At 39.7% G+C, this 20,401-nt stretch carries 14 protein-coding genes; 6 read left to right on the top strand and 8 right to left on the bottom strand.

What is annotated here, in order from left to right:
- The first annotated feature begins 113 nt into the window (after positions 1-113).
- Positions 114-1,262 carry a hypothetical protein gene (locus tag L3Q70_RS04930; RefSeq protein WP_237114986.1) on the top strand — a complete coding sequence of 383 codons (1,149 nt, stop codon included), beginning with the start codon at positions 114-116 and terminating at the stop codon, positions 1,260-1,262.
- Between the two features lie 53 nt (positions 1,263-1,315).
- Here L3Q70_RS04930 and L3Q70_RS04925 read toward each other — a convergent pair whose 3' ends face one another.
- The 5 genes from L3Q70_RS04925 to L3Q70_RS04905 all read right to left on the bottom strand — a co-directional run bounded on the left by L3Q70_RS04925 (position 1,316) and on the right by L3Q70_RS04905 (position 8,538).
- Positions 1,316-2,902, bottom strand: coding sequence for an RICIN domain-containing protein (locus L3Q70_RS04925; RefSeq protein ID WP_237114985.1), 1,587 nt, complete (start codon positions 2,900-2,902; stop codon positions 1,316-1,318).
- A gap of 178 nt (positions 2,903-3,080) precedes the next feature.
- Positions 3,081-4,082: a family 43 glycosylhydrolase gene (locus tag L3Q70_RS04920; protein WP_237114984.1), complete on the bottom strand. Its 1,002-nt coding sequence runs from the start codon at positions 4,080-4,082 to the stop codon at positions 3,081-3,083.
- 139 nt (positions 4,083-4,221) lie between these two features.
- Positions 4,222-5,199 carry a DNA topoisomerase IB gene (locus tag L3Q70_RS04915; protein WP_237114983.1) on the bottom strand — a complete coding sequence of 326 codons (978 nt, stop codon included), beginning with the start codon at positions 5,197-5,199 and terminating at the stop codon, positions 4,222-4,224.
- Between the two features lie 68 nt (positions 5,200-5,267).
- Positions 5,268-7,334 (bottom strand): catalase, encoded by a 2,067-nt coding sequence (locus tag L3Q70_RS04910; RefSeq protein WP_062570406.1) that lies wholly within the window; start codon positions 7,332-7,334, stop codon positions 5,268-5,270.
- A 214-nt stretch (positions 7,335-7,548) separates the two neighbouring features.
- The gene (locus L3Q70_RS04905; protein WP_237114982.1) at positions 7,549-8,538 is read right to left on the bottom strand and encodes a kelch repeat-containing protein; all 990 of its coding nucleotides are present in this window, start codon (positions 8,536-8,538) and stop codon (positions 7,549-7,551) included.
- A gap of 171 nt (positions 8,539-8,709) precedes the next feature.
- Between L3Q70_RS04905 and zigA the strand changes: the two genes are divergently transcribed.
- From zigA to L3Q70_RS04890, 3 genes are all read left to right on the top strand, one after another.
- Positions 8,710-9,906, top strand: coding sequence for a zinc metallochaperone GTPase ZigA (zigA, locus tag L3Q70_RS04900; RefSeq protein ID WP_237114981.1), 1,197 nt, complete (start codon positions 8,710-8,712; stop codon positions 9,904-9,906).
- Positions 9,907-10,575: a DUF1826 domain-containing protein gene (locus L3Q70_RS04895; protein WP_062570403.1), complete on the top strand. Its 669-nt coding sequence runs from the start codon at positions 9,907-9,909 to the stop codon at positions 10,573-10,575.
- 251 nt (positions 10,576-10,826) lie between these two features.
- Complete coding sequence (locus tag L3Q70_RS04890; RefSeq protein WP_237114980.1) at positions 10,827-12,527, top strand: immunoglobulin-like domain-containing protein; 1,701 nt, start codon at positions 10,827-10,829, stop codon at positions 12,525-12,527.
- Between the two features lie 52 nt (positions 12,528-12,579).
- On the opposite strand, the gene L3Q70_RS04885 is transcribed toward L3Q70_RS04890, so the two are convergent.
- Positions 12,580-13,299 carry a hypothetical protein gene (locus L3Q70_RS04885; protein WP_237114979.1) on the bottom strand — a complete coding sequence of 240 codons (720 nt, stop codon included), beginning with the start codon at positions 13,297-13,299 and terminating at the stop codon, positions 12,580-12,582.
- Positions 13,300-13,509: 210 nt separating this feature from the next.
- On the opposite strand from L3Q70_RS04885, the gene L3Q70_RS04880 reads away from it, so the two are divergent.
- Positions 13,510-13,818, top strand: a complete 309-nt coding sequence (locus tag L3Q70_RS04880) for a hypothetical protein (RefSeq protein ID WP_062570400.1) — start codon at positions 13,510-13,512, stop codon at positions 13,816-13,818.
- Between the two features lie 495 nt (positions 13,819-14,313).
- Here the strand turns inward: L3Q70_RS04880 and L3Q70_RS04875 are convergent, their stop codons facing one another.
- Positions 14,314-14,898 carry an acyl carrier protein phosphodiesterase gene (locus L3Q70_RS04875; RefSeq protein ID WP_237114978.1) on the bottom strand — a complete coding sequence of 195 codons (585 nt, stop codon included), beginning with the start codon at positions 14,896-14,898 and terminating at the stop codon, positions 14,314-14,316.
- Between the two features lie 122 nt (positions 14,899-15,020).
- A complete protein-coding gene (locus tag L3Q70_RS04870; protein WP_237114977.1) occupies positions 15,021-17,126 on the bottom strand; it encodes a TonB-dependent siderophore receptor in 2,106 nt (701 codons plus the stop codon).
- A gap of 569 nt (positions 17,127-17,695) precedes the next feature.
- Between L3Q70_RS04870 and L3Q70_RS04865 the strand changes: the two genes are divergently transcribed.
- Positions 17,696-20,398 carry an ATP-binding protein gene (locus L3Q70_RS04865; RefSeq protein WP_237114976.1) on the top strand — a complete coding sequence of 901 codons (2,703 nt, stop codon included), beginning with the start codon at positions 17,696-17,698 and terminating at the stop codon, positions 20,396-20,398.
- Positions 20,399-20,401 lie beyond the last annotated feature (3 nt).

Genomic DNA, 20,401 nt, shown 5'->3' with positions numbered 1-20,401 from the left:
CACTTAAATAGCATGAACTTACTTGCCAACGGGCGATTTTATTTGCGATCAGCTTTTATCCATAGGATAGTTAACAAAAGCCTAAAAACTTGCTGTTACACAATAGGATAATCATGAAAAAAGTTTTACTTGCCACCAGCTTAATCGCTTTCTCATTTACGGCATTTGCAGCCAATTTAACCGTTGAAGAACTGCGTATTGAAAAAGCGACAAAGGCAATGCCAAAGGTCTTAAACGCTTACAGTGATGACATAAGTCATTTTAAAAATGCTTGGCAAGCAACCACAAGCTACCAGCAAGCAAGTGATCTTATTGATGACTACTCAAAACAATTATGGCGTGATGCAAAAGCACGGATCAAAAAAACCAACAGCTACGACGACCGTGAACTTTATTGGGCACGCTTACTTTCAAGTAAAGTTATTCGTACCAGCAAGCCCCAGTTTGCAATCACTGACAGCGAGCAAGCTGCGCTGTTAACTATGCTAGAAAATGGTAGCCGTGGTCGTACCGACCTTGATTTCAGTAAAAAAACCGACAAACGTATATTAATTACCGGCTTTGATCCTTTTTTACTTGATAGAAATATCAACCAAAGTAATCCATCTGGCGTGGCCGCATTATTACTCGACGGGCAAGTAATTAGCTATCAGGGTATTACTGCGGAGATCAACACAGTGATGGTGCCTGTGCGCTATGAAGACTTTGATCAAGGTATTATTGAATCATTACTTGCACCGTATTATGCACTAAACAACGTAGATATGATTGCTACCATCAGTATGGGTAGTAAAGACTTTGACTTAGAACGCTTCCCTGGTAAACGTCGCAGCGTAACGGCACCCGATAACGCCAATATTGTTTATGGTGGAACAGAAACTAACCCAAAAATATCAAGCTTGCACAACCGTCCCTTACCAGGTAATGAGTTTGTGACGTTTAGCCTACCCGTAGAGCAAATGCAAAAAGCGAAAGGCCCCTTCCCAATTAACGATAACCACAAGGTCGTTACACTTGAAAAGGCTTTTGAGCCAACATCACTCAAAGAACTTGAAGGTGCCATCGCAGTAAAAGGTGGTGGCGGTGGTTACTTATCAAACGAAATTTCGTACCGTAGTATTCGCCTGCGTGATGAACTTAACTCAGATATTCCAACAGGGCATATTCATACCCCTCGTATTGCGCAATTTGAGCCAGAGACAGAAGCAAAAATCGTTAAACAAATCAAAGCTATGCTCGAACACAGCCTTGTAGCACTCTAGTTAACTAGCTCAGCGAGTGTTTAATGCATTCGCTGAGCAATAAAACCTACAACCTATTGCGGGCCCGTTCCTCCATCTACTTGGCTCCCCAAAGTATTTGCACTCTCTAATCTATACGGGTAAAGCTGCACATCACTAAACACTGTTGCACCATTATCACGGTATTGATCTGTCGCTGAGCGCCCTGTGTAAATGTTTCCTGATGCACTGAAGTAACCCGAGCCTTGATTCCAATGTGGCTTTGCTGAGTTTTCAAAATAGTTATTCTCGACTAATACTTCTGCACCATCACTGGCACTAATTGCAAAATAAGTAATGTTTTTCCAGTAATTATTAAACATATGAACCCGTGAGTTGTAACCATCTATTTTTGGATTACGCCCTGCTGCAGTATCCCAAAAGTTATGATGTGCTGTTACTTGCGAGTTTTTGAATAAATGCGTGTACCAATGCTGATTAGCGCAAACTTGGGTGTTATAACCATAGAAACGATTCCAACTGAGGGTCACATTCTGACTATTATCAATATCGATATAACCGTCACTTATCTTATTAAAGGCCATATGATCGACCCAAATATGGCTACTATCATCAATTGAAATGCCATCGCCCGCTTCGACGAGTGCAGGGTTAATATTTTCCAGCATGACATTTTTAATAATAATATTACGTTGCTTGCTAATAACTAAGCTAGCACCAACAATTTTTGAGTTTTTACCTAAGCCTAGTAACGTTTTGTTGGACTTTACAATAATACGGCGCTCATTACGTGTTACATTAACTGGTGAATTGGAAGAGCTGCCCAGCTCACTACAGCTTTGATTCCCTACAGGCACTCGGTACCATGTTTTACCGTAATCATTCCATTGGCCACAATCTAAAGGACATGCTTGCACCGTTCTATTGTTAGTGAGACAGTTAATCGTCGTATTATCAGGTATGTGGATCACTTTAGCAGAAGGCGAGCTTAAAGCGTCACTTAAAGCACTGCAGCTTGTAACCCTAACAGGTGTTGCATTACCGCCACCGATTGTTGTCGTTAGGCCATCTTGACCTGGTTGTGCAGCAAAACCAACTAAATCACTTGGTGTTGGCTGAGTGCCTCCGTCACTACCACACGTTGTATCGACAGGGTTTATAAACCACCTTTGAGAGCTTATACCTGCGTCATCATTTTGATACACATTAGCCGCATTGTTTGAGCCTGCAACAGTCAATGATTTATTGGTTAACTTATTCGTTATATTAAAACCACCTGATGACGATGCTTTAAGTTGCCAACGTTGATTGGCTCCTTGCCAATCATCATAAACGATAATATTAGCACCATTTGACTGCGATGAATCAAGTACATCTAACACCTTATTATTGTACTTAGATCGGATAATCCAATATCCATCGCTTTCTTTAATAAACTGAAACTTTTGATTATTTCCTCCCCAATAGTCATAAGTTATGACATTAGGCGCTGCACTTGTATCACTTGTATTAATATCTAACGCTAAGCCAGACCCACGGTTAATAACAAAATACAACTGACCTGATTCAGGCATTGCAGTGCAATTTTCCGCTTGTACTGGTAAACAGCTCAGAAATAGACTAGCCAAGCCAATTTGTTTAATGACGTTTATTGTTTTCAAAACTATCCCTCTCAAATTTGTAATATAAAAATACTTAAGAGGTAAAGTCTAAACCATTCGTTCCCAAAATAAAGTGTTTTGTTTATTTTATGTAAACAAATTTAACTTTAAGAAAACAAAACAGGATACAGAAATAAAAAAGCCACCTAGAGGTGGCCTGAATTGAAGCTAACATTAATTAATACAATTCGAATAATGGTCGGCCATTTTCGTCATATTTTATTTCCATTATGCGGGCATGTCGGTTTGGATCGTAAAGCGGATCTTTTACAATTTCCTCAAGTGGACGTGTATCCGTTTTTGGCACCACACTTGGCTCACCGACGGCATGCTCATAGTCACGGGCATGGTAAATACATAATGGTGTTTCGCCATCTTCAGCAACGGTAAAACAGTTATGACCAGGGCCGAAAATTTTCTTTTCAACACTTGTTTCAAGCACTGGCATGCGTGTTTTAGTCCACGAATTTCGATCAAGTAAATCGCTGTTTTCATCTGCTTCCATATAGCCCATGCAGTAACATGCACCTGTTGCGCTGGCAGAAAAAGCGATAAAGATTTTGCCGTTATTTTTAAGTACCGCAGGGCCTTCGTTTACCCAAAAGTCCACACGCTCCCAATCGTAATCAGGCGTAGTTAGCATAAATTGTGCTGTTTTTAACTTAATTGGTGATTCCATCTCAGCTAAATACAGGTTTGATGCAGCAAATTGGCCGCCGGTTTTCTCTGCCCAACAGAAATAACGTTTGCCATAGTTCTCAAAAATCGTCGCATCCAGTGAGAAGTCTGTGAACGACTTTTCATCACCCTCAGCCGCTTGCATCATACCCAGCTCAACCCATTCATCATTTAATGGATCTTGGCCTTTACATTCCAATACATACGGGCGTAATGCCCATATATCGTCTTCTTGGCTGGCTGCAAAGTAGATGTACCATTTACCATCCAGATAATGAATTTCAGGTGCCCAAATATGGCGACTCATTGGGCCATTGTCATGCTTAAACCAAATATCAAAGGTCTCAGCGTCTTTTAAGCCTTCTAATGTCGCAGATTTACGCAGTTCAATGCGATCATACGTTGGTACAGAACCTGTAAAATAATAAAAACCATCGCTGTGCTTATGCACAAACGGGTCGGCCCGCTGTTCGACTAACGGGCTGTTTGTTTGTAATGTCATGTTTAAACCTGATCGTAAATTTAATTTGTATTATTTTATTACTTATAGCTAAGAACACAAATATAACATCATTTTTATCAGACAGTGAGCATAAATGTAAATCGAGTGGTTGATCTAATCGTCATCAATTAGACAGCTGTTACTGTGCTAAAAAAAGTAGTAAGCCACGTTCATATCGGCTCAAGTATTTTGTTTTTCTGGGTAACTTAAGTTGTTGTCTTGTACGTACCTGTGTGGCTTCACTTTCTTTACATAAATCAATCAGCGCAGGATGAACATAAGAATTACGGGCTATCGTTGGTGTGTTACCCAAATGGCTCGATACCGTTTCTAGCATATCGCACAAAGGGAGCTTTTTCTTAGCATTATAAAAAGCTTCGAATGCTAAAACACTGGCGCGCCATGTTCTAAAGTGTTTAGCACTAAACTCCTCTCCCATCACTTGCTGAATAAACTGATTAACCTCACGGGAGGTCACGGGAATACATTCCCCACCTTCTTTATATTGAAATAGATTTTGCCCTGGTAAATCTTGCAACTCTTTAATAATGCTGCTTAAAACACGATCTGTAAGATTAACCTCTCTCACTTTGCCAGATTTAGCTTTATATTCTAAGCGAATATTTTTACCCGTTAATTTGGCATGGCGATTACGTAACGTTGTTGCACCAAAACTGTTATTTTTTTTCGCGTTTCGTTTAGAGCCTACACGTAATGAACCTAAGTCCATTAACCGGACAACCGCAGCTAATGTTCGTTGATAATCCAGCTCATGACCTTGTAAGTATTCAGATAATTTAGCTCGCAATAAAGGAAGTTTGGTGCCAAAAAGCTCACAGGCCTCGAACTTTTTTAGCTCCTGCTGCTCTCTAAAATCTGGATGATAAAGATATTGTTTTCTGCCTTTTGTATCATACCCTGTTGCTAAAATATGCCCATTTTCTTCAGGACAAAGCCAAACATCTTTGTATGCAGGGGGGAATGCCAGCGCATTTAAACGCTTAATTTCTTTTTTTGCTGTAATTCGTTTGCCAGCGGGGTCGTAGTAAAACCAGCATTTTGAATGTCGTTTTCGAGTAATTCCTGGCAAATTATCATCAACATAAATCAGTTTCATTACATTTCCTCACTACCTTAAGTAATACAGCCTTTCGAGGCGAGCTAAGCCCGCCTTGAGGTGTGCTTCTATCGTTTCCAATAGCGAAGATTTTTTAATCTATTCAAAAACTCATCTACCTGACAGGTGCCTAAATCAATGACGCCATCATCTTGGTTTTCAGCAAGCCCAACCGCTTTTAGCAGCTCAACTGAATCCTTGCTATAACCAATAAATTTGTTATGCGAAAACGCATCTGAAACAAAGTCTTTTGCCTCAGGAATATGACTCAGTTTTTCGGCCCCTTCTTTTGTTGTCAGTAGCGCCACCGCATCATATAAAACCGAAGGGCCACCATTAATAACTTGATCGGCACTTAGATGCTCACCAGTCGAGCTTTTCGCGCCACCCACTTGAGCAGCAATAACTTCAAAATTTGCACCTTGCTCTTTAAGCGCACAACGCAATGAATCAAATAGCTGAGCATCAAAGCCATCACTCACAAGAATACCCAGCTTACGGCCTTTGAATGTATTTAGCGCACTCTTTTGAATGCTCAGGGCATCAGACACTGGAAGGTCTTGGCGTGTTTCGAGTGCAGCTTCGGCAGGTTCTGGCATTGTTTGTAAGCCCAAACCAGAGGCCACTAATTTAGCTAATTCGCTATCAATATTAAGTAAATGAGACACGACACGCTCCCTTATCGCTAAATGCTCAACTTTTGAAAGCTCAAAAACCAGCGCATCTTGAATATGTGATTGTTCTACTTGAGTTTGGCTTAAATAAAACTGCCTTGCTTGACTGTAATGGTCGCTAAAGGTTTCTGAGCGGTATCTCAGCTTGCCACCTTGTGTGTCTTCGTCTGTACTTTTGAAACCATGTGCAGGGCATGCGCGAGGGTTGTTTTCATCACCTTGCCACGAGTTGGGTTCGTAATTTACTCGCCCTTTAGGATTATGCATCGCCATATGACCATCTTGATGAAAGTGGTGCATTGGGCATTTAGGTGCATTAACAGGAATATGAGTAAAGTTTGGCCCGCCTAACCGTTTAGTTTGCGTATCCAAGTAGGAAAAGTTACGACCTTGCAATAGTGGATCAGGGGTAAAATCAATGCCTGGCACTATGTTTTGAGTACAAAAAGCAACTTGCTCTGTCTCTGCAAAAAAGTTATCGACAACTCTATCGAGCACCATGCGGCCAATAATTTTTACTGGCACCTGTTCTTCAGGTATAAGTTTTGTAGCATCAAAAACATCAAATTCAAACTCATCTGCAAAAGCTTGGTCAAATACTTGTACACCGAGCTCCCATTCTGGAAAGTCGCCATTTTGAATTGATTCCCACATATCGCGACGATGAAAATCAGGATCTGCACCATTAAGTTTTAATGCTTCATTCCACACCACAGACTGCATTCCTGCTTTTGGCTTCCAGTGAAATTTAACGTACTTCTGCTCACCCTTTGCATTAACAAACTTAAATGTATGCACACCAAAGCCTTCCATAAAACGTAATGACCGTGGAATGGCTCTGTCTGACATTGCCCACATAACCATGTGCATAGACTCAGGCGATAAACTAATAAAATCCCAAAAGTTATCATGCGCCGTTTGTGCTTGCGGAAAACCACGATCAGGCTCGGCTTTGGCGCTGTGGATCAAATCTGGAAATTTCATTGCGTCTTGAATAAAAAAAACAGGGATATTATTGCCGACTAAATCCCAATTACCTTCTTTGGTATAAAATTTTACTGCAAATCCACGCACATCTCGTGCTAAATCGGGTGAACCTTTGCTACCTGCCACAGTCGAAAAACGTGTGAAAACAGGTGTTTTTTCTCCCTTGCGCTGAAAAATATCCGCGCACGTAAGATCCTCAAGTGTATCGTATGTTTCAAAGTAACCATGTGCACCATAGCCTCTTGCGTGCACAACTCGCTCTGGAATACGTTCATGATCAAAATGAAACATCTTTTCACGAAAGACGTGATCTTCCATTAATGTTGGGCCGCGCTTGCCTGCTGTTAAGGAGTTTTGATTATCACTAACAGGACAACCTTGTGCTGTTGTCATGGTAGGATGTTGATTGTTCGCAGTTTGGTGAAGCTCGCCACCATGCCCTTTTTGACCTGAATATTTAAATGACTCTGCCATGAGTTTCCCTTTCTTATTTACTGGTTTATATAACATCACGTGGGTACACGTGAAAAACTAGTGAGCAAAAAAGAGACCAATAAAAAATAGCCTTACAAACAATAAGTTAATAAAAAGCGTTACAACATAAAGTAAATAGGTTACATAACGTTTGTAATCTTTTCTGATTTGGTTTTAATGTGTTAAAACCAAATCAGAATCTTACATTTTTGTATTAGCGCTTATTTAATAGCTCATGCGCAGATGTTAGTTCATTAGTTGTTTGTGATAATCCGACAGCCTTTGCGCCGCCTATTAGCCAAATTTGATTATTTAAAGTAACAGCACCCAATCCATGGCGAGGGGCTAACCACGTGGTCACTTTATGCCATTGCTTTTTAAGTACATCATATTTAAAGATTTCACTATCAACAGCTTGATTATGCTCCCCTCCAAAAATGTAGATCATGTTGTCGATTGCTGCCGCAGCGTGCCCTGCCCTACCTTTTGGCAGGGCCGGATGAGTTAGCCACTGATCTTGCTCTGGCACGTATTCAAGTACATCTTTTAAAGGTTCACCACCAACGGTTCTGCCGCCAAGCACAACCCAGCGGCCATTCACCTGCACACTTGCCGCACTATTACGTGCAAAGGGTAACGGTGCTGCTTTAGCAAACTCATAGTTATTTGGGTTGAACACAAGGTGTTCTGCTTTATCTAAACTATGTTGCCACTGCCCATTTTGTTCATTACTTGGACTGCGGCCACCGACTAAATGCACCTTTCCATTAAGCACTGCACCTACTGTTTCACTTAACGCAAAAGGTAAACGCGCCACCTTTTGCCATGCTTTGGCGCCCTTACCTAGCATTAATACATCACGGCTATTGGTCCACTGACCTTGGGTATTAACAAAACCACCAAAGGCAAATAATTTGTTTTCTACTGCAATTAAATAGGTGTGGTGGCGTCCTTCAGGCAAGCTTGGAGCTGATTGCCAAGTTGCATAATCAGGTGACCAAAAGTGCACTTTTTCCGTCATTTTACCCGTTGATGCTGGCAGCTCAGTAGAGATACCGCCAGCAACCCAAATTTGCTTATTCATTACTGTGGGGTAAATTTCTTGTATAGCCTCAGGAAGCTCAGGTGCGAACTCCTCACTTGCCGATAAAGTGTAAGGCAAACAAGTAATAAAAAGCGGTAAAAACAGTTTGGTTAAGCGCATACAAATCCTTATTAAGCAGTCGATTATAAAGCTTAAGTGAGCTGTACCTATAAGTACACTGCCAAATAGTCTAACGAGATCAGGTATAGCTATTTCTAAATGACACAAAGTTGATATATTATAACAAAACATTTAGTGTTATTTTATTTAATCTACTTAAGGGTCACTAACATGAGCAAACTCCCCGTCACCGTGCTCTCTGGTTTTTTGGGTGCAGGTAAAACCACCGTACTCAGCCATATTTTGAATAACCGTCAAGACAAAAAAGTAGCTGTCATCGTCAATGATATGAGCGAAATAAACATCGATGCGGCGACAGTTAAAAACGATGTGTCACTTAATCGCGGCGAAGAAAAACTGGTTGAAATGAGTAATGGCTGCATCTGTTGCACTCTGCGTGAAGACCTACTCATAGAAGTACGCGCTTTAGCAGAGACGGGGCAATTTGATTATCTGGTTATCGAGTCAACCGGTATTTCAGAACCCCTTCCGGTCGCCGAAACATTTACCTTTGCCGATGAAGACGGCGTATCACTTTCAGATGTTGCTAGGCTTGATACCATGGTCACAGTAGTTGATGCTGTAAACTTTCTAAAAGACTTTAACGAAGCCAAGTTTTTGCAAGAAACCGGTGAACACTTAGGTGACGAAGATGAGCGCAGCGTTGCCGACTTACTGATCGATCAAGTTGAATTTGCTGATGTGATTTTAATTAGTAAAACCAATTTAATTAACGCAGATGAGCTTGAAAGTTTAAAAGCCATTTTAAGCTCATTAAATACCTCCGCAGAGCTTATTGCCATTGAAAATGGTCAAATTGATATCAATAAAATTTTAGGCACAGGCTTGTTTAACTTTGAAAAAGCGCAACAAGCACCAGGCTGGTTAAAAGAGCTGCGCGGTGAGCATATCCCAGAAACCGAAGAATACGGTATTAGTAGCTTTACCTATGAGGCTAGGCGTCCTTTTCACCCCGAGAAATTTTATAACTTTATCCATAATAATCAACGCGAAGGCAAACTACTCCGCTCAAAAGGCTATTTCTGGCTAGCCTCTCGACCACAGTTTGCTTGTCAATGGAACCAAGCTGGCGGTATTGCACGTTATGGTTTTGGCGGGATATTTTGGAAGGCCTTACCAAAAGATCAGTGGCCAACCGATAACGATTACTTAAATTCAATTAACCAAGTTTGGCAAGAACCCTTTGGCGATATGCGTCAAGAGCTGGTTTTTATTGGTCAAAACCTCAATCAAGCAGAAATCACACGCGCACTCGACAACTGCTTACTTAGCGATGATGAACTGCTAGCAGGAAAAGAGCTTTGGCAAACACTACCCGATCCATTTCCAATTTGGGAGGAAGCATAAATGACAGCCCACGCATTTGAACATGATACTGATAACCTACCAGCAGAGGCAGCAATAGCATTAAGCCCAGTGGTATTTTCACAAATCTATAAACCCGAGCATAACATCGCAATTTGGCAGCGTAGCTTATCAGAGCAGCTGCAAACTGAAGTAACCGAGACTGTTGCAGCCTTTGCAGATCTCAGTATTAACGCTGTGATCAATCAAAACGCGATTGCGGCAGACATTGATAAAGCACTCGAAAAACGACCTCAAGCAAAAGCGCTTAAAGCCGATCTTGCTCAGCTTGTTGATATGTTTTGCTATTTATTTGAGCTTAAGCGTGTGGGTTTAAGACTAAAAGTACTTGAGCGGGCTATGTGCCCACGCTTTCATGTTGATCGTGTTCCTTGTCGATTAGTGAGCACCTATAGCGGTAGTGGCTCTGAATGGCTACAGAATAGCGGACTCGACCGCAATAAACTGGGTGCAGGAAACCAAGGTTTAAGTGATCAGGAATCTGGTTTAATTGCCCCACACACTAAAGTGCAGTCATTAACTGTCGGTGATGTTGCCTTATTAAAAGGAGAAACATGGCAAGGCAATGAAGGTTTAGGCCTTGTACATCGCTCACCACAGGTTGCAACTGGGGAAAAGCGCTTACTACTCACATTAGATTTTATTGCCTAATTAAACCTCAAACTAAACACAATAATGCGCCTGTATTTATATGGGCGCCAAAAATAGTGACTTTAACTCCAAACATAAAAAGTTAATTAAACGCTTTTCAAGCCGCTTACCATTCACATTAAATTCACATCAACACATATAACTTAACGCTGAACTTTGTACCTAATAATGGTTCAAAGTTCAGTTTAATCAACTAAACGCACGTATGCTTTTAGTAGGAAAGTAACTTTTTATGAAAGGAATTAAACAACATGATTAGAATAACCCAAAACCTGTTTACAATGACTGCAATAAGCGTATCTGTACTCTCAATACTTCCAGCAAATGCAAATGATGGTAACCTAATGGTCAATCAACAAAGTGGCGTTATTGTAGGCTACTGGCATAATTGGTGTGATGGTGCAGGCTATAAAGGCGGGAAGGCACCTTGTGTTAGTTTAAAACAAGTTAATAGCCAATATAACGTGGTTAATGTCTCATTTATGAAAGTATTTGATGTAGCAGAAGGCCGCATTCCCACTTTTCGCTTAGATCCAAACATAGGTTTATCAGAACAAGCGTTTATCAACGAAATTAGTGAACTAAACCGCCAAGGGCGTAGCGTATTACTCGCTTTAGGGGGTGCCGATGCCCATATAGAGTTACAACAGGGCGATGAACACGCTTTTGCCGACGAAATAATTCGCCTTACCGATAAATTTGGCTTTGATGGACTCGATATTGATCTTGAACAAGCAGCCGTGACAGCAGCTGATAATCAAACCGTGATACCTGCCGCACTTCGTTTGGTAAAAGATCATTACAAAGCGCAAGGTAAAAACTTTTTAATTACCATGGCTCCAGAATTTCCTTACCTTAGACAAGGTGGTAAGTACATTCCTTATATTACCGCACTTGCAGGGTATTATGATTGGATAAACCCGCAGTTTTATAATCAGGGTGGTGACGGTGTTTTTGTTGATGGTGTAGGTTGGGTTGCCCAAACAAATGAATCTCTAAAGCAAGAGTTCATCTACTATATGGCTGACTCTTTAGCAAATGGTACTCGCGGCTTTCATAAAATCCCGAATGATAAACTCGTGTTTGGTATTCCTGCCAATATGGATGCAGCGGCATCTGGGTTTATTCAAAATCCTGAAACGCTTTACAGTGCCTTTAATCAATTAACTCAGCAAGGACAGCCTCTTAAAGGCGTGATGACTTGGTCTATCAATTGGGACATGGGGACGAATGCCGCAGGTGCAATGTATAACAACACTTTTATAAAAAACTATGGTCCCTTTATTCATGGTCAAATTATTGAACCTCCAAAAAATGCACCTGTACTAAGTGGTATAACTGACGCAAGAGTTCGCCAAGGAGCCTCATTTGACGAGCTAGCAAATGTAAGCGCCATCGATAAAGAAGACAATAACCTCACCAGTAGTATTATCGTCACGGGCCGTGTCGATACATCAACTCTCGGACAATATATTCTCGTTTATACTGTTAAAGACTCTGCTGGTAACGAAAGTAAAGAAAGCCGCAAAGTCGAGGTGTTTAGTGATAAGCCTTTATTCAGCGGGGTTAATAACGTGAAGCTTGCCCTAGGTAGTACTTTTGAACCAATGGCAGGTGTCACAGCAAATGACACTGAGGACGGTGATTTAACAGCTAACGTCTCGGTTTCAGGTCGTGTTGATAACTCAAGAGTTGGTCAATACACCCTAACCTATTCAGTATCTGACAGTGCTTCACAAACCTCAACAGTGGTTAGAACTATTACAATTTCAGACAGCACACTATGTGCAAGCCAATGGGATAAAGACACAGTCTACCTAGCAAACCAACTAGTAAACTATGAAGGAAATATTTATAGAGCCGGTTGGTGGACTAAAGGTGAACAACCGACTACCTCAGACCAATGGGGCGTTTGGAAACTTGCTAATGATGCTTGCCAATTAACAAACTAATACGATTATTAAAGCTCACAGAACGTCTGTAATGTGAGCTTTAACATACACCCTATTTCAAATTAAAAAAAAGCATACTAAGTGAACTCGCAATTGCCGAAAGAGCAAACATGCGAAGCAGTAAAATTGAAACATTGCCTGCCCCACCGGCTAGAGTCCCTCTAAAACTCAGCGGGTAATCATGGAATACCATTAAGTATAAAACGTTAAATAGCCCTACCCGCATCCCGTCAATTTCAAGCGTATCGCCATTTTTTAAGTGGATTTCACAAACATGCAAACTTGGTAGCCTCCTATGTGCTTCACCAAACTTCCGCCTGTACTTAAGATCCATTGTATAATTAAATATCACCTCTGCAATGTCGTCTCTAGCAATTGTAACTGTACGATTTGTGTGCTTTTTAAACGTCAATTTATCAATTTTAAGCTCATTCTTACTTATGCTCATTGCCCATTTAAAGCCAAAGCCATACTTTTTGTAAGTCATGATACGTTTTGTGATAAACACAGCTAAAAAACTGCCAAGACAAATCAAAAAAGCCAACCAAGGGAGCACTGCATCTTTTAAATAAAAGGCCGAAAGAGAAATAGCGAATACCATAAATGCAAACAGAACTTCTGCCTTGCCAGATAAAACCGCAAGGCTTGGTAATGTCTCTAACTCAGTTATTGAATCCTCGGTTAATGACGACTTCCCTTTAAAAGCGGCGTATCGAAACCAGTTCTTGTCATTTAAATCTAATTCAAGTGAATGCTTGGCCATCGACCCCATAAAAATTCCTTTTTATATTAAAATTTGTAATAAGTAACTTATTGCTATTTAAAGATTTTATACCTGAACCAGCACTATGAGTAAATATAAAACGAACCTCGCTCAAAACTAAAATGCCATCAAATAAAAAATCTATGGTAAATTGCACGCAATCATTAGAAGTGGCTACTTTTAATGATTTAAATTTTGTTGATGAATACAAGGCACCCAATGAAAACACTCTCGAAAGTACAACAAAAGCAACAGGCACTGGTTCTTAACGTTGCCGACGCCCTTGAAGAGCAAGGCCGCGCTGAGCTCGAAGGTATGCTGCAATGCTGGTTTGATGTTGAATATCACTTATTCCCAGGCTCTTTACTTTTGTGCTTTCAGTTTGAAAACCAGCAAACATTAGATGCAGCAAACCCTGAGCTGTTGAAATGGCAGAAACGCTTGAGTGCAGCAATGCTGAAAAAAGGCGTGATTCTAAAAGACATGCGCAGGCACTTAGTGTTTACCTTAAAAGGCCCTGATGATTAACTTTGTCTATCGACAAGTAGCGGTTTTAATACCATAAATGGTATAACTTGAGCCTATAATTAAAAAGGTGTGAACTTAAGTAAAGTTCACACCTTTAAATAAACGATTTAACCACACCAGTTGATAAAATTTTATTTTTAATACGCCATTTCATTTATCAACAGTGTTAAACCCTTTTTATTACAACATCAGCTAGTTAAAACTAGCTTAGAAATAAAATTCCTTGTTAAATATATTACGAAAAAACAATACTAAATAAGACTTAAGGCTTCACCTGTATTAATTTGAATCGCACATAAAATATATAGAATAAAATAATTATCAAACACAAAACCGAACGAAAGAATAAAACAAGTAAAAAACAAACTTAACTAAAAATATACTATAAATAGTACAAAGAAAAACACAGCGCATTAATTATTCTATTTTTATAAATAAACTACCAATACTTGCTTAGTTAAACAGTAAAGACATAACACTGTTTAGTACAACCTATCATCTTTCAAGATTGTGTATCTTCACGTGCTCAACTAGCTCTGGAAAAAATGCTAAAAAAACGGCATCTAACTCATGGTAGTGACGGGTAATATCCTCAGCAGCCCCTGAAAAGTTATTACTAAAACGAATACGCCTTGCGATATTATCAAGCGCAAGCCCTACTCCAGCCACTGTTTCATATTCTTTGAACCAGTCATTATTGGTCATACTCGTGACAACTTGTTGCATACGTGAGGGCATCAAGGCTTGGCGTGTATTTAACAGCCCATAACTTTGGTGTTTAAAATCTGCTAATGGCTGGTCGTTAAAACGATGCCAATGCTGAATTAAGAAGTGATCAAATACCACATCAATTGCAACACTGGCAAAACGCTTACGCTGTGGAGAAAAGAAGTGTTTAGCTTCTTTTACTAAAGGATGTGCATCGGTAAATCGGTCTACTAAATAGTGATTCTCAAGCGCATTTTTGACTGTAACAGGCAAGCCGTTTACATGCCTACGCCCGCCAAAATCCCCTAGCAAATTACCAAAATGTGAATCAGCTGTCGGTTTTGCACAATAAAGGTGAGCTAAGTAGTTCAACACATACTCTAAATTAAGTCGTTTTATAGATTGTAATAGAAATTGGCTGTTAATGAAAAACAGAGCAAAGCGTACTTTAGGAGGAAAGGTGTCCCCTTTCCTCTATTACTGGATTAAGATTGTCAGAAGCTATATTTTAAGCTCAACTTATAATTAACCGGCTCACCTGGTTGTGTCCAAATTGCAGAATAAGAATTAGCGTAGTAAGTTTTATTTAGTAAGTTATTTACATTAAACTGTATAGTGACATCATTATTAACAGCGTAATTTGCAAACAAGTTTACCAAGGTGTAAGAAGGTAAGTAATAGTCTAGATCTATCGTTTCGCCCAAACGCTCACCAACATACTGCACCGCAACGCCAACTGTTGCATCGAAGTCCACTAAGCCGTTTAAGTCTCTTTTGATTTGAGCATTAGCGCTATGTTTAGGGATATTCAACAAAGGACTGCCTTTGGGTAACTTGACCCACCAATCAGTATTAACTGTATCATTGGCTGTTTTTGCATCTGTATAAGTATAGGCAAAATCAAAAGATGTACTGTCTGAGATGTAACCATGTAAATCAAGCTCGACCCCTTCACTGCTTACCTCTCCAAGCGCCGTTGATATACCTGCTTGCAAATCAGTAGTCAGCATATTAGTCTTTTTTGCACTAAATACTGTGACGCTACCATTGACACTATTTGAACTGAATTTAACACCCACTTCGAAAGAGCTTGTTTCTTCAGGTTCAAATGCATCACCATTTTTATCGTAGCCGCTATTTGGTCTAAAGCCTTCAGAGTAACTAGTATAATATTGAATCTCATCAGAGTATGCGTACACAATACCCACACGAGGACTGAACGTAGTTTGGTCGCTCTTTAAGCTTTGTTTGTTCATGTGATTATCTATTTGTTGATCAAACCAATCAAATCGACCACCTACCTGCACTTTCCATTGTTCAGTCAGATCAATTTGATCTTGAATGTAAACCCCATAACTATGCTGAACCTCCGAACTGTCAAATAACAGAGCTCCCTCTGGGGCTGTTTTTCCATACTCAGGTTCGTACATATTGATTGCATATCGAGTGTCATCAATCGTTGGACGGTATCGGTGCCATCGTTTATCAAAATCAAATTTACTGGCATCAGCACCTATTAGTAAATGATGAGTGAAACCCACAGTATCAATGCTACCACTGAGCTCTAGTCGAGTAGAGAAGTACTTGGTTTGAAAGTCACGTTGGTTATGTTGTCTGCTTAATGTTACACCATCCATAAAATAGATTTGCCTAGCAGGTGCTAGTTCGGCATCGCTCGACTCACTAATAAACTTCGAATCACTATAACTAAAACCATTTAAAAGTGACCACTGCCCAAGTTGATGCTCAAATGTAAGCTGATGAGAAATCGTATCAACTTCTGTCGGCTTATCGTTTGGCTCACCTAAAAATGATTCAATAGGTAATGCATCAATATCACCATCAATTGCAACAATACCGCGGTCAAAGGTTGTGCTTTGATCAACATATTCAAGTTCATAATTTAACTTCGTGTGTTCTGAAATAAGCCAAAGAATTGAAGGGGTTACAACTGTTTTTTGAGCTTCATGATAATCTCTAAAACTTTCACTATCTTCCACCGCCCCATTAACTCTAAAAGCAATCTGCTCTGAAAGTGCATTGGTGTAATCTACCTCAGCACGGTAGTTTTGCCAGCTCCCCGCAGTTACTTTTACATAGCCTTGCTCTTCAAACTGTGGTTTTTTCGTCATGATGTTAATCGTTCCACCAGGTTCTGAGCGCCCATAAAGTGCAGAACCTGGCCCCTTCATAACTTCAACATAATCAATATTGCTTGCATCGCGGATACCACTAAAGCTTCTGCCCGATGAATAGCCATTAATTAAAAAGCCTGATGGAATATTCTCATCACCCACTAAGCCACGAATCGCGAAACTCTCCCATAGACCACCAAAATCATTTTGCTCTGTGATACTTGGCGTTAGATCAAAAATGTCGTTTAGCTCAGTTACACCAGCATATTCAAGACTATTGGCTGAAATAAATTCAATACTTTGAGGCTGCTGATTCATAGGTACATCACCGCGAAAAGCCTGTCTTACTCCAGATACAGATATCTTCTCTATATCTGATGATGTTACAGCGACTACCGGTGGTGAAAAAAGTGCACTAATAGCAAGCGAAAGAACTGACACGTTAAATAGGTTTGATTTATTCATTTTAACTCTTAAGTAAAACTTAATCGATTAAGTTTTCACTCACATAACTCCCTTCTACTGGCAAGGTGAAAACTCAATCGCTAACAAAAATTATTATCATTTGTAATATTATAAATAAATAGAAATAAAAGAGCTAGATGTCGATTGAAAAATCTTGCACTATTATGATCGTGCTAATGGGTATTCATCCCCAATAAAAAAGCTCTTGTAGAGCGCTTTAATTGTGGTTATCTAGCGCTAGGCTCAGTAGCCAATTTGTGAAAATGTAAGGTAATCTTGTTCTGTAAATTTTAAACACTGAGAACTCACCTATTTGAAATTACTCAAAAGGCCTACGTTAAAACGATGCCAAGACTAAAAAACAGTATTGGAAATACTTATAACAAGGTGGCCAAAAATGGTTAACCACTACAGTGACTTCTTTCAAGTATCTGCCAAAGCGGATGTAACACTTTTTACAAGCAAAACTTGTATGATCTATGCCGATATCTACTGTTAATCTCACTATTAACGCCAAGTTTTATGTTATAAATTACCAGCAAACTGACTTTTAAAAATGGTATTTAATCTTGAACCTTCAAAACATCCTTTCTTATTACCGAGATTGCTATAAAGAAGATAGCGCGGATCTTAATTTATGGAATCTCAATAAGTTAAAAAAGGAAGATAGTTTCGTTCTCGAAGGAAAAGATGAGCTGGGCTCAGGCTTTTTACCTCGGCTTCCATTGCCTAGCGAATTTGCCGAGCAAATGGTTAAACGTGTTGAAATATATCAACGCGAGCGGGTTTTGCTTTATGTCAGGTTTATTCTCGTTGGTAAATTAGACATAAAAGGTGAAATGAAATCGGTTGTTTCCCCTATTTTATTCAACGAAGCAAGCATAGAAAAAGACGGTGAAGATTATTACTTTTCAACTAATAACCCAGTACCTGAAGTCAATGAACCGTTGATTCAACTACTGATGCCTGAGGAAGACTCAGTTCATCACATTACAAACTCTGTAGATATTCAATCACCTCATTATTGGACTTCACGACTCAAAGGCAGCCCTGTTGAGCTTAACCTACTTGAGTTACTTAACTATCCCGAGCTTACAGATGCAAGCGCCATTCAGCGTGCTCTAAAAAGAAAAACAGCCTCGTTATTACCGGTATCTATGCTTACCTTTGTTGAGCGCTCAAGAAGCTCTCGCGGTATACTCCATGAGTTAGAAGAAATTACAGCTTCAAACACATTGCCTGCCCCACTGGCTAGTCTGTTTAGCCATACAAATACAACTGGTAACGCAGCACAACTAAAATTTAATTACTTGCCAGGATTGCTCTCCTCTTCGCAGAAAAAGGTGATTGAAATTGCTGCTAATAGCTCATTAGGGTGTGTATCTGGCCCGCCAGGAACAGGTAAAAGCTACACTATAGCCGCTGTTGCTGCTGAGCACATAGCAAGGGGTCAGTCAGTGCTTGTTGTCGCAAATAATGATGCGGCTTTAGACGTCATTGCCAGTAAACTCGATGAAAACTTCAACTTAAGTGATATCTCTATAAGAGCGGGTCAAAACGCATTTTTATCGAAGCTAAAAGATTATTTAGAATCTTTACTAGCAGGCTATTTTTCAAATGAATTAAATAAAGAGCCCAATGAATGTGAGCAAGAGCTTACACTGCTCAACAGCCAATTAAATACGCTAGAGCTACGCTTCCTAAAGTTTTGTGAAAAAGCGATTATTAGAGGACAACGGTTAAAAAATATTGAAGACAAATCGCCTCAATGGCTAAAGCGCCTTTACTTAACTTTAGTGAAAAGCAAAATTCAACAACTAACAAAGCAGTGGTCAGCCTTAGATAAAATAAACACGCAACATATGCAAAGAGAGTTACTCGCGAGTAACTATTTAAATGCACTGAAACTCAAAAACCTTAAAACACTTGTAGAAACACAGCGCCAGTCTCTGCAAGCCTTTAATAAAGCAATACGTAGCCGCACATCAAAACGACAGTTCGAGTTATTTGATAATATTGAGTACAGTGCGCTTTTGTCTGCATTTCCAGTGTGGTTAGTGAGCTTAAATACCTTACACCGTGTTCTGCCACTAAAAGCAGAAATGTTTGATCTTGTTATTATTGATGAAGCAACTCAATGTAATATTAGTAGTTGTGTTCCTGCCCTTTATCGCGCTAAAAGAGCACTCATCGTAGGCGATACTAAACAATTAAGACACTACTCTTTTTTGGCAAAACATAAAGAAGCACATTTTAAAACACAACATAACTTATCCCATAATAGCCAAGGTGTAGTAAGTTATCGTGATAACTCAATTTTAGATTTAGCACTGAACTCAATTAATAGCCAAGCAGACATTGCATTTCTTGATGAACACTTTAGAAGTAAGCCAGAGCTTATTCACTTTAGTAACCAGCACTTTTATCAAAATAAATTAAAAGTAATGCAACATAAGCCCTGTACCAGCAGTGGCTATTTACATGTAAAACGCATTAACGGCATAAGAAATAAAACAGGGGTAAATCATCGAGAAACCTTGAGTGTTATAGAGTTTATAAAAACACAAATACAGGAAGATGAAAAAACGGGGGTTAACCATAGCATAGGGGTAATTTCACCGTTTAGGCAACAAGCCGACGACATAGCTAAAGAAATAGCCACAACCTTTAGTGAATCGGAGATAACAAAACATAAAATACGTGCCGCTACCCCGTTTGGCTTTCAGGGCGAAGAAAGAGATATAATGTTGATCTCTTTTTCACTCGACAATGAATCTAAACGAGCCGCAGCCTATTTAAATAAAGCGGATGTTTTTAACGTCACAATCACCCGAGCACGCCAACTACAAGTGCTATTTTTATCGGTTGATGTAACCCAACTTCCCAAACAAAACCTATTACAAAAGTACCTTACAAGCATCAGTGAATTTGAAGCTAAACACTCTGTTCAAAACCAACTTGATCAATTTCAGCATGAGGTAATCAATGAACTGAATAAACGAGCTATTGAAACATGGCCAGGTTACACAATTGCTGGCACAGAAGTTGATATTTTATGTCGTTACAATGGCCGCTACTTAGCAGTTGATCTGATTGGTTTTCCTGGCCCTTGGGCCACTTTTTTTGAGCTAAACACCTACAAACGATTCAAACGTGCTGGCATTGAAATGCTACCCATAAGTTACGGACTGTGGGTTGTAGACAAACACGCATGTATTGAAAAAATAGTAACCACAATGACAGAAATACCCGTTTTGGCGAATAACGAATAAATC

The sequence above is a fragment of the Pseudoalteromonas sp. CF6-2 genome, assembly GCF_021729425.1.
GTDB lineage: Bacteria > Pseudomonadota > Gammaproteobacteria > Enterobacterales > Alteromonadaceae > Pseudoalteromonas > Pseudoalteromonas arabiensis.
Note: the sequence above shows the minus strand (reverse complement) of the source record. Positions and strands in the feature narration are given on the sequence as shown.

Coding starts and splice junctions, on each gene's coding strand:
- L3Q70_RS04930 (WP_237114986.1), top strand. CDS start 114: ATGAAAAAAGTTTTACTTGCCACCAGCTTAATCGCTTTCTCATTTACG.
- L3Q70_RS04920 (WP_237114984.1), bottom strand. CDS start 4,082: ATGACATTACAAACAAACAGCCCGTTAGTCGAACAGCGGGCCGACCCG.
- L3Q70_RS04915 (WP_237114983.1), bottom strand. CDS start 5,199: ATGAAACTGATTTATGTTGATGATAATTTGCCAGGAATTACTCGAAAA.
- L3Q70_RS04910 (WP_062570406.1), bottom strand. CDS start 7,334: ATGGCAGAGTCATTTAAATATTCAGGTCAAAAAGGGCATGGTGGCGAG.
- L3Q70_RS04905 (WP_237114982.1), bottom strand. CDS start 8,538: ATGCGCTTAACCAAACTGTTTTTACCGCTTTTTATTACTTGTTTGCCT.
- zigA (WP_237114981.1), top strand. CDS start 8,710: ATGAGCAAACTCCCCGTCACCGTGCTCTCTGGTTTTTTGGGTGCAGGT.
- L3Q70_RS04895 (WP_062570403.1), top strand. CDS start 9,907: ATGACAGCCCACGCATTTGAACATGATACTGATAACCTACCAGCAGAG.
- L3Q70_RS04890 (WP_237114980.1), top strand. CDS start 10,827: ATGATTAGAATAACCCAAAACCTGTTTACAATGACTGCAATAAGCGTA.
- L3Q70_RS04885 (WP_237114979.1), bottom strand. CDS start 13,299: ATGGGGTCGATGGCCAAGCATTCACTTGAATTAGATTTAAATGACAAG.
- L3Q70_RS04880 (WP_062570400.1), top strand. CDS start 13,510: ATGAAAACACTCTCGAAAGTACAACAAAAGCAACAGGCACTGGTTCTT.
- L3Q70_RS04870 (WP_237114977.1), bottom strand. CDS start 17,126: ATGAATAAATCAAACCTATTTAACGTGTCAGTTCTTTCGCTTGCTATT.